Consider the following 10,827-nt stretch of genomic DNA (forward strand, 5'->3'; position numbering starts at 1 on the left):
TAACTAGAAGAACGCAAGTTCTTTTTACCTTGCAAACTAATAATCTATACCCTATATCTTGCATCTATAAGTCTTAGAGAACTAGAAAGCATTCAACCGCCAGTCCCCTGAATGGGATAGAGTAGGCAACAAACCTGAAGTTTGGGAAATTGAAAAGGTATATCCAAATATTTCAATTGACTGTGAAGGTAAGCTTCCGCTGCATGCAATAAAGCCAATGTATCGTTTACATTTATAGAAGTATGTTGTGAGCTTTGCATCTTATCTGACTTCTCAAAGCTTTGATTCAAAAATTTTAATAGTCGCCAATCCTTTAGAAGTGCCATATCAAGGCTATTCATTGAGTTGACTATGATGCCAACAACTATCTGTCGGACATTAGTTTGTATACCAGTTATTCGATCTGATATTTGAAAAATAACGATGGTATCTTCCAATTGAGGCAGCTGAGCGACGCAACTAGATAGTTCTGAAGCTTGTTTCAATGCTTGGCTCATCAGACGATGACCTACACCTAAAAGATTATTAACTTTCACTCTATCTCGACATGTTCGGTCAAAATGTAGATGTTCGTACCGCTTAAGAATAGCTGGATCTACTAACCAAAGCTCTGGCGTTATAAAAGATAATCCTTCATCTGTGCGGGAAATGCGCCTTTTATTTAATTGAAGCATGGTTTCGAAAAAAGGCTGCAGGTCGGGCAAATCCACTTGTGGTAGTAGAGGAGATACCTGCTGAAAATCAAACTTCTCACAGCTACCTACAAGCTCTCTAACCGTTGATACTGCATCTTGCCCACCGAAAGTTACTGTTTTGGAATCAAACCACTGGCTCAAGTTGTCTTTGTGTTGCGCCGCCTCAGTAAAAACCTCTCGAAAGAGTTTAGGTGAAGTCATCCCAAGTACTAACTGAAGCAAGTCCTCAGGCTCTTCCATCACCTGTTCTAGAGAGTGCATAATATTTGTGATTTTGTCATTAAGCTTATCCCAAATCCGGGTTTCTACCGTATCTGGATTCCTTAGACTTATCACCTCTACTGGATACTTTTGTCCGTAGCGGTTAAGACGACCTACCCGCTGGTGCAATCGCATAGGGTTCCACGGTAAGTCTATATGCACCAAAGAGTAACAGTTCTCTTGCAGGTCAATGCCCTCACCTCCAGCTTCTGTAGACACTAAAAATCTTACCTGCCGAGAGTTAAACTTATCAGCAGCTCTCTCTCGCTTCTCAAAGCGAGTACCAACTTTACCACCACTATTCTTAATCTCCTCTGCTCGTTCATCCCCGTTAATAAAAGTGACACAATCATTACCATAACGAGCTATAAGAGCCGACATTAGCAACGATTGTGTAGCTTTGTATTCAGTAAAAAAGAGTACTTGTCGATTAGCGAAACGAGTCTCAAGAATATCAAGAATCTTACCTATTTTTGTCTCTGAAGTGACTGCTTGGGCAGCTTCGATCAGTTCCTCAAGACGTGGTTTTTCATCTTCCATCAGATCAAGTTTTAGGCTGAGGTCAAATATCTTCTCCTCTAACTTGCTCAATTCGTCACTATTTATAGTTTCATCGTCATCAAAAGCTTGTAGCTCCTCCAGTAGAGCCTTTTTACTCTTTACAGTCTCTAGCTCTTCGCGGTTTTGGATGATTGTGTCTCGTCTTCTTATTAATGCACGGTGGATAGCTGCAACCGAGCTTGATGCCAATTTTTGCATGCAAGTCAAAATCAACATCACAGCTCGTTGATTGACTTTACTCAGCCCTGAAGCATAAGCTTTACCAGTTAAAATAAATTCTGTAAGTCTACTGTAAAAGGCATCCTCTTCTGGAGAATATTCATAGGTTTCTGAGAAGACTTGAGTTGGAAAGAAAAGTTTCTTTCCAACCATATCTGTTACGAGCTGCTTGTTATTTCGGAGCATAACTAAGCGTAAGTTACTCATCTGAATCTGCAATTCATCAAGTGAGCGGATAGCATCTGAAGGATTGAAAAGATCATCACGCAGAAGCTTGAGTAGTGCAAAAAATTGGTAGTGCTTACCTCGGTGAGGGGTACCTGTAAAGAAAATGGCAGATTTTACTTTCTTATGGTCATACATTAGACGAGCCATGAGGGTGTAGCCTAGCGTTGGTCCTGCTTGCTCGTCAGCGTTAAGATGATGAGCCTCATCCACAATAACTAGGTCCCATCGTTCAGCCTCAAACATACGCTGATGACGATTGTTGCTATTTTTTCGTAAGGTTGGTAGAGAAGCAATAACTTGAGAATGAGTATTCCAGAAATCACTTTTCGGGGTATCTGCCTCAGTTGTGTACCTCGCCATGCGAATATCGAACATACTGCGTAATCGCTCCTGCCACTGCTCTACAAGGCTGGCAGGGCATAAAATGAGGATACGTTTAACAGCATTTTTGTTGAGCAAAGTCCAGAGAATAAGACCAGCTTCAATCGTTTTACCCAAACCAACATCATCAGCAATCAACCAACGAGTAGGAAGTTCTTGCACAACTTTGCGACAAACCCATAGCTGATGAGGAAGTAAAGCGATTCGAGCTAGAGAGAACACACCCCACATATCATTAACTGAACGAATTGCTAGAGCTTGGGTGCGCGCTATGACTTCCAACGGATCGTGCCACTCTGAGTTAGAGATCGCATCTTCAAGAGATTGAGAACGTAATAAGTTTGCCTTAGGGCATTCTTCAATACCGTGTTCAAAACGAATAACAGCTGTTTCCCCATAATCTATAAGGATTTCACCGTTTCCGTATTGGAGATGTTTAACGCGATCGCCACGGTTATAAGTCATCTCAATCAGCTTGCTCCCTCATTAATTTCATAGCTAATTCATATACGATCTAGGAATTACTCTTCCATCTGATAAAGTTACAAAATCACTGCTGTTACCAGAAGATTCATACTGAGTATGTTCCTCATCAGAAACGTCCTCATACCAAGCCACATCATCTCGAACTTGAAATCTATGCAGATTGAGCTGTTTGCTTTCCGCGTACAGTTCGAATGGGATATCACAACAACTTTGGAAGGTAGGATTTCCTGAAATCTTCAATCTAGTAAACTCTTCTTCTAAGAATTGGTAAATTTGCCTGGAGTATCTATAATCTGATGCTTGTAAGTTCGGACAACCAAGCCGCATCATAACTCTTCTAACATTTGCTCTCGGAACAAAGCAGTGAGGAAGAACATGCTGAGTTGGCTCAACGATTCCTAATCTTACCAACTCACGAATTACAAAATTAGCCCCAATACCAAGCCGTAAAGGTGGAGCATCTACTCCACCACCCGATAAGTCAGGTGCTAGTCTTGGATTAGTCAAAGCGCTCAAATCAAACAGCCTTTGAATTCGATCCGCTCTTAGAAAGGACTCTCGGTACCCATCCAAATACATAGCAACTTGATAGATACTAGGGTACTTCTCCATCCAATAGTACCAAGTTGTATCATCACGCAGAGAATCTATATATTCATTCAGTACGCTCATCCATTGCTCTGAATCGCCCTGAGGATCTGGTGTTGAGAAAGTAGCCCACCAGTTGTGATCTATACAAAAACGCACAAAGTCTCTATGCTGCTCGTGCTTTGTCCGTCCCATCGTGTGGGTTGCTCCCATAAAAAAGAGTATTAGCCAAGCATTGCGGTTTCCATCGCGCAATCCTTGCTGCAATTCTTCAATTGGAATCGGATAAACACGCTGATTATATCTTCTGATTTCAGCCTGGTAGTGTACTTGCCACCAGTGATAAATGTCACGTAAAAGCTGAACTGGATCTTCTTGTGGAGTTTGAACTGAACCATCCGGAGAGTTTAAGGATGCTCCATCTGATTCATCACCAAATGAAGGTAAATCATCCCACTCGATTTCACCTCTAATTGCACGTTCTTCTTGTTCTTGCCTTGCCTTCGTTTGCAACAAGCTTTTTATGCGAGGATCATCCTTCATCCAGCTACCTGAAGTTGCATTTCTTAATTGACTTGCAAATTCAATACTCCTGTCACCGTGTGATAAATATTCCAATATAGCCTGTCTCTGAGCATCTGTATTAGCAGCTCTTGCCCAGGCAACTAAGTCTTCAATAGAAACGGTATCGCGGCGTGAACGGCAAGCTAAGAAAAATTGGAGGGCTGTATCAGTATAATCAGAGTGCAAAATGCGATTTGGCATAGCAAACGCAACCAAACGTTGCTCTTCCTGATTATCTGTCTGATCGCTAAGCAGCAGGGCCGCCGCTAAAAAACCTCCAGCTTGATTCATGAAGAAAATAGTTGTTTCGAGTATAGTTTCACAAATACTTCCGTACTCTGAGGATTGTGAGGTGCGCCAAATACCCATTTTTTCAGGATTGATGACTTGACCAATAGAACGAGCAATGTCTGGACTGACATGACAATTTCCTAATTCATGAGTTAGAGCATCTGAAATTTTTAAGGTATCAGGCTCGTACTGTTCTGAGTTCAGTAACTTCTTGACATGCTGCCAAATATTCTGGTGAACTAAACTACTCGCTGGATAATATTCTGCAAAACTGTGCCAGTTTAAAACTGTGCTAAAGATCTCCTGCTCTGCTAATAAACCTGTGATTTTGTACCTTATTTGATCAACACGCACCAGCTGGCGAGCTTGATTAAATAAACCATTAGGCAGAGCAGTGTGACAAGAGATTAAATAACCATATGCACGATATTCGCTACAAAAGCCGATCTTCAACAAATTTAGTGTGGTGTCATCACCACTTAGCCGCAACCAATCAGTTACAAAAATGTTCCACAGAAACTCCCAAAACTGATAAGCATCTGCTTCTTCACTCAAATCAAAAGCTTGACGGAGTACTTGCCAGTTACTATGCGATAAACGGAAGAGTTCACAAAGTTTTTCGCCCAAATTCTCTCCGATTTGTCGAATCAGGTCCTGATTACGGGTTGAATTGCGATCAAGACTTGTGCGCCCTGTTGTAATGTCAAAACTACTATTCACTACGAATCTTACCTCTAGAGATTCCTTAGTAGGATTTGTTACCCAGAAGGTTGGTAAGTTTGCTAGTGGTGATTTATTTTGAAGGTTAGGTGGGATAACAAGAGCAACATTCCCTGATGGTAAGCAGAAGTTCAGTAGTTTATACGATTGCCACTGCTCTAAATCTACATCTGTTGTAGGAAGCTGGATCTGACCAAACTCAATTCCTACAATGCCTAAAATACGGCTCGGATTCCAAGTTAATGTCGCAATCGAACTACCTTGATTGATTAGTCTACAGTTTTTTATTCGCTTCGCAAAAACAATCAATAATCCGATAGAATGCTTAAAGTCATTGACAACAGTATCAATATTATCTGTAGCTTCTAAATCAAGAGGTAAATTGGTTATAGTTCCATCGGTTATTCCCGGTGATAAAACTGCTTGCCTTAATTGCTCTTTCAAAGAGTCAATCCAATTTGCATCTTCACTTTCAAAACCAGGGCGGGGTAGAGTAGATGGTAATAGTCCTGCTCCGATTGTAAACTTTAAATCTCCACTAATTACATATGGTTCTTGAGAGATAAGATGAACAGTTTTAAACCCCAAGCCAAATTTTCCAGTTTCGTTTTCGCCCTTACTTGAGTCATTGAAGCACAACATTTTAATCAGGTCCCGATTAAACCCATTGTCTTCTGTCACTCGTTCAGGCATATCAGGATGAGTTACCAAATTAATAGGCCTACCCCAATGCATAGCTGTTAGCTGATCTTCAGCCCAGGCTAGGACAAAATATGCTCTTTCAGGTAATTTACAATCTAGCATCGCCTCGAATTCAACTAAAGCATCATCAGCGTTTTGAAATAACTCAAAGGGTATGCTATTGCTACTATAACCGTACTGCCCTTGCCTAATTTTGTTTCTTACTGCTTGTAGGACATCTAGAGATACATTGCTATGTTCAATTAATTGCCCAAGAGATTGCTCAACTTGTTCTAATTCTTTAGTTATTTTTCTTCTTCCAGATTGAACCTTGACATCATTATCGTTACGAACCTTAAGTTCTTCAAGTTCCATACTAAGCTTTTCCAAATGATCTAAACAGGATTTAACCTGTTGATTTTTAACATTCAGCATTCTCAAGATAGATGGAAGATACTTAATGATATAGTTACGTGTACTTCTTACATACACTTGCTGAGAATTTAGCAAATCGTTCCATATATCTCTTATGGACTCAGTATCAGTTTTATGAATACGTCTAATTAAATTTTCAGCTGAATTTATTAGGATGTCTGATAGTTTTTGACTGTCATCAGGTAACTGAAATTTGAGTAAAATGATTTCCTGAATCGAATGATCAAGTTGTCCGACAAATATATGCTTAGGCGTCCGATCTTGTTGAAGACTAACTCTAATAGTCTCCCCCAATAAGTTACCAACTTGCTGAAGGGCACTATCGGCTGCTTTAATAGTAATAGTAAAATTTCTTTCCTTTAGTTTCTCCGACCATAAAAGTCTCTCCCGTAATCTATCGAAGCTACGACTCTGTAAATATTTTTGTGCTAGTTCCTGAATTACCGGATTGGTTCCGGCAAATAGACAAAGAAATCCTCCTATGGCCTCTGAAGGTAAATAGGGTAACCAGGGTCGGAAATATTGTTCTAATTGTTCAGCATCAGCTTCTACAGGCTGATGCTGAGAGACAGGAATAGCAAAGGTAGATTGAGAGGATTCTCTTATTGTTTGATTTTCTAAGTGAATTCTTATAATTTCTCGCTGTCTGCTGTTCAAGATAGATGTTGAGTCAATTCCGGTATAACGCTCACCATCGCACAAGGTTTGTGGAGAGCACCACTGTTTTCTTTGATTCAGGAATTGAATGTGGGGCATCAATTCCGAACTAAAATTATCCACAGATTGACAAGCAACTTGTAAGTAGTAGTTATAAACTTCAATTACCTCCGGTTGTGGATTCGGATATTGTTCTGTTAACCAGTTCAGAACTCCAAGTAGTCGTTCAATATCATTGATTGGCTGTTGTGCCTGTGGCAGGACAAAACATTGAAATTCTTCTACTCGCATTCTCTGTGATAGGCTTAGCAATGGCATCCAATCACAGCCATGAAAAGCCCGAATTAAATTTCTTAGCAGAGAACTAGATATAGGCAAATCACCAAGGTAGTATTGAGGCAACTGAGCGATTGCTTCACCCAGCCTTTCAATCGCATCTTCACCAGAAAGAAATAATGTTTTCCACTGGTGATGTTCTAAACAGAAGCGAATTTCAAGATCCCCTTGCAACATGGAGTAAGTCACATAGTTCCAATTATTTACCTGTTTTAGAATATCTGTGGCTTCTGGTTCTAATTCTGGAGAATGAATGATCTGTTGAGGCGATCTTCTATTCCCTTTCTGATCTATTAACCACGGTGTTGTTTTAAGTTTCTCTAAATTTTCATTACTTACAGCCTGCTGCTGTTGATCCATCACTCGCAATAATTTCAAGATCAAACTGCTTTTAGATTGGCGAATCTCTGACAGTAAAAATGTCAGAATTCTATTCTCTCTCCAAGTATTACGTATAGCATTAGGGATGTTCTGTGGATCTTCGATTTCCAACGTACTGGGACTAGTATAGGTGCTGTTTTCTAGTTGAAAGACTTGCTTAAGATCATCACCGATAGCTTGTTGTACAGGTGAAAGAAGAAAAATGACTTTCTCAGGAGCTATTTCGCCTCCAGTACGTAAGGGTAACCAAGCGGTAGACTTGACCAGGCTCAAAACCTCTTCCGTAAATTTGTTTTCTTGGTTCTTAAGCAAGTTGAGCAGTAAATTACAAAATTCACAGGGATGAGGTTGGCTTAAAATAACTGCTACTGCTGCTTGAGGAGTCCATAAAGGAATCCACTCCGACCGACTTGTTTGAGAGATTAAAGTAACAATTGATTGTAATTCTGAGGGTAACGGAAACCTAGAGTCTTTAAGATATGTATTCTCTGTAATAGAGACTAGCCTGCCATCAATAGCTTCATGCAGGGTCAGCCCTTTCCAGAGATCCTTGTATTTTGGATTTTTCGCAATTTCACCTAAAACCTCTTCCCGATCTTCCTTTGTTGTCAGATCTTGCTCTGTTAAAGATTCCGGTCTTAGCTCGGCAATCAGATGTTGTGGAGAAACTTCTTGAATTTTAAGTGTGCCCCATAGATTTGGAGGAATCTGATCTGCTAATACTGGAGGAATAATGCGCCAAGACTCTAAAACTTTACTAGCAACCCTACTCCAAACTGAGAGATTTTGAGACGCACGATAGAGTACATCCGATGAGTCGTATCTATCCGGATTTCCATGTAGTAAAAAACGAATTTGATAGAAGCCTTCTTGTATTATCGTGTTCATGGTAGCAACCTTTGCAGTAAGTTACTTCGATTATTGTTATCAGACAATCTTGGCTTCCGTTTTAATACATCAAAGCAAGCTGCACGGTTGCATGCTCTAAGAGAAGAAATACACCTTGCTAATTCTTGATCAATTAAAACAATGTCGATCTCTTGTAAAACACTCTGCAAGTCCTGGGCAAAGGATCTACTGCCGTCAGAATTTAGGAATACCGTACCCTGAAGTCTAGCGATGTCGTTTAAACTGTAAAAATGTTGTTCTTCGGTTCGACAGTTGTACCCTGAGATAAATTGAACCGTGCTAACTCGATTACAGAAATCTGATAATTGCTGAGTTGGAACTGCGTGGACAAATTGGCGGATGATTGGAACTACCAGTGGTCGATCGCTATCGCACCGCATTAGGCTGGAGATAAGCTCTGCGGCATCCTGACTCGATAAAGTTAATGCTGTTTGCCGTGATAAAGGAGCTATATTGGTTGATAGCAACAGAACGTTGTTCGACGTTGTATTCAGACATTGCAACAGAGTACTATTCTTGCAGTCTACACAGAACCAGCGTGACTCATCCAACAGTGAAATAGTTTGTTGAATAAGTAACTCTTGTGAATTTAGCGAACTCGGTTCTAATTGCACTAGTGCTATTCTCAGCTTGTTTTGTAAGCAGTCTTGCACTTCGCTTGGAATACGATTTGAAAATGAATAAATACTTTTTAGCCAATCCACTAAAAACTGAAGTTCATCTTTATTTTGAAAAGTTAGCTGAACATTTAGAGAATTAAGAACATCTATTATCTCTTGATTGCTCCACTGATCAGGTTTATCTCTAGGAATTAGATTAGGATAATGATCCAGAACCAAACAATGAATACGGGCAATCTTTGTTAGAGCAGGAAACATCTCCCAAGTTGGGGGACGAGGGACAGTTAGAATACGTTGTACTGGTTCCACCAATTGCCAGCTAGACTGTTCAGCCTGCATTCGGTAAATCCAGAAGCCATTTTTATAAAGATAGTTGTGTAAAAGCTCCTGCTTAAATAATCTAGATTTTTTCAATAAGCAACAAAGATGTTGAATATCAATATCTTGGATATGATTTTCGCAGAATTTTTTTAGGGCAGGTAAAATTGCAGTTAGTGTTCCTTTTGTAGCCAGAATAGTGTTCCAAGCACTAACCATCTGATTACCATTGTCTGGCTTTTCACATATAAGTTGTCCTTTATAGATGTCTCTCAGGGCTTCAATAGATTGTCGCCCTGAATCTAGAAAAAAGTACCCATGCAGCATGAGTATATAGCTCCAATTTCCATCACTGGAAATCCATTCATAGGCTGCATTTTCAGGGTTATCTTCTGCTAATGGTAAAAAGACAGCCCATTGAATTGTTAAACCACTACTATCTTGAACCGATTGACGAGAAAAAACTACACCATAGTGGGGAATGGCTTTATCAGGAACAGTTTTAGGGTTACCTGTATCATCATAGGTTGATCGTTTAGGCCAATATTCTGAGTCTCGAAGAGTGGTCCAAAAATCAGAAGAGCGAATAAGTTGCTCAGGTAGCAAACATTGGAATTGATCTTCTGATAATGTCGCCTCAAATCCTCCATAAACAATAGAGGAATCTAAAGTTTGGGTAGATCCTGCCAAATCATTTCGGAAGTTAGGTTCAGCAACTTTTTCTTCCTTCGGATATATAAATCGTTGATCCAAGGTTGTTAAATCAACACAAAACTCTTGTCTTAAACCACCCTGGCTACTAGGAATCCAATAGCAAACCTTTTTGAGTTTATTCAAAAGAGGCATGAGTGTTCCAATTTTAATGTCTAATTTTTTTGGTAAACACTGCTGAATTGTTTCACAGTTGTAGACAGTGGTCAGAATAGAACGAGGTTGGGTTGAGGATCTTAACGGAAGCCAAAGAATGAAATATTCTGAATAAATGTCTTCAGCTAGCAGTCCAGTGCTCTGAAAGTATTGCTCTACTGCCAACTTATCCTGAGCTTTCATTAGCTGCCCATCTGCCCAAGGAGTTAAGAAGCGATAATATTCAGTGTTTTCCTGAGATAGTTTAGAACGGGCAATATAAAAGAAAGACTCACAAAAATGAAAAACACTCTTCTGCCCTAGCCCAAATTTACCTATCTTTGCAGAATTTCCTGCATTAAAATCAACGCCAAACCAACCTATTGCCTGAGCATCTCGATCTTGAAAAGTTCCATTATTTACAAAGAAAAGGGCTGGCTGACGAAGATGTGAATGTAGTGAATCATCCTGTAGTCCTTGACTAACTCCGATGTCCAAACGAGTTGCACCAGCATCATTAGCATTTTGAATAATTTCCTTGATAATTGGAAATCCTTCTTTGTACCGCTCCTTCAGGAGAGTTTGAATTTGATTTACGATAGCGGCTGGAGGAACTGAAAAACCTGTACTCTCTTGATTTGCCATTGATC

Annotated in this window: 3 protein-coding genes; all 3 read right to left on the reverse strand. The window is 39.9% G+C overall.

The window, feature by feature from the left end; all coding sequences use genetic code 11:
* Positions 1-92 precede the first annotated feature (92 nt).
* From ACR6Z4_RS23500 to ACR6Z4_RS23510, 3 genes are read right to left on the reverse strand one after another with little or no spacing between them, the layout of a single operon-like run.
* Entirely contained in the window at positions 93-2,810 is a 2,718-nt protein-coding gene (locus tag ACR6Z4_RS23500) for a DEAD/DEAH box helicase (RefSeq protein ID WP_479719764.1), read from the reverse strand.
* A gap of 33 nt (positions 2,811-2,843) precedes the next feature.
* On the reverse strand, positions 2,844-8,372 hold the full coding sequence (locus ACR6Z4_RS23505) for a hypothetical protein (RefSeq protein ID WP_479719765.1): 5,529 nt from the start codon (positions 8,370-8,372) through the stop codon (positions 2,844-2,846).
* Positions 8,369-10,822, reverse strand: coding sequence for a sacsin N-terminal ATP-binding-like domain-containing protein (locus tag ACR6Z4_RS23510; RefSeq protein WP_479719766.1), 2,454 nt, complete (start codon positions 10,820-10,822; stop codon positions 8,369-8,371). The genes ACR6Z4_RS23505 and ACR6Z4_RS23510 overlap by 4 nt, the downstream gene beginning before the upstream one ends.
* Positions 10,823-10,827 lie beyond the last annotated feature (5 nt).

It is taken from the genome of Calyptranema fuscum S582, from assembly GCF_055793305.1.

Excerpts from the sequence above, each read along its gene's own strand:
- ACR6Z4_RS23500 (WP_479719764.1), bottom strand. The coding sequence starts at position 2,810 with ATGACTTATAACCGTGGCGATCGCGTTAAACATCTCCAATACGGAAAC.
- ACR6Z4_RS23505 (WP_479719765.1), bottom strand. The coding sequence starts at position 8,372 with ATGAACACGATAATACAAGAAGGCTTCTATCAAATTCGTTTTTTACTA.
- ACR6Z4_RS23510 (WP_479719766.1), bottom strand. The coding sequence starts at position 10,822 with ATGGCAAATCAAGAGAGTACAGGTTTTTCAGTTCCTCCAGCCGCTATC.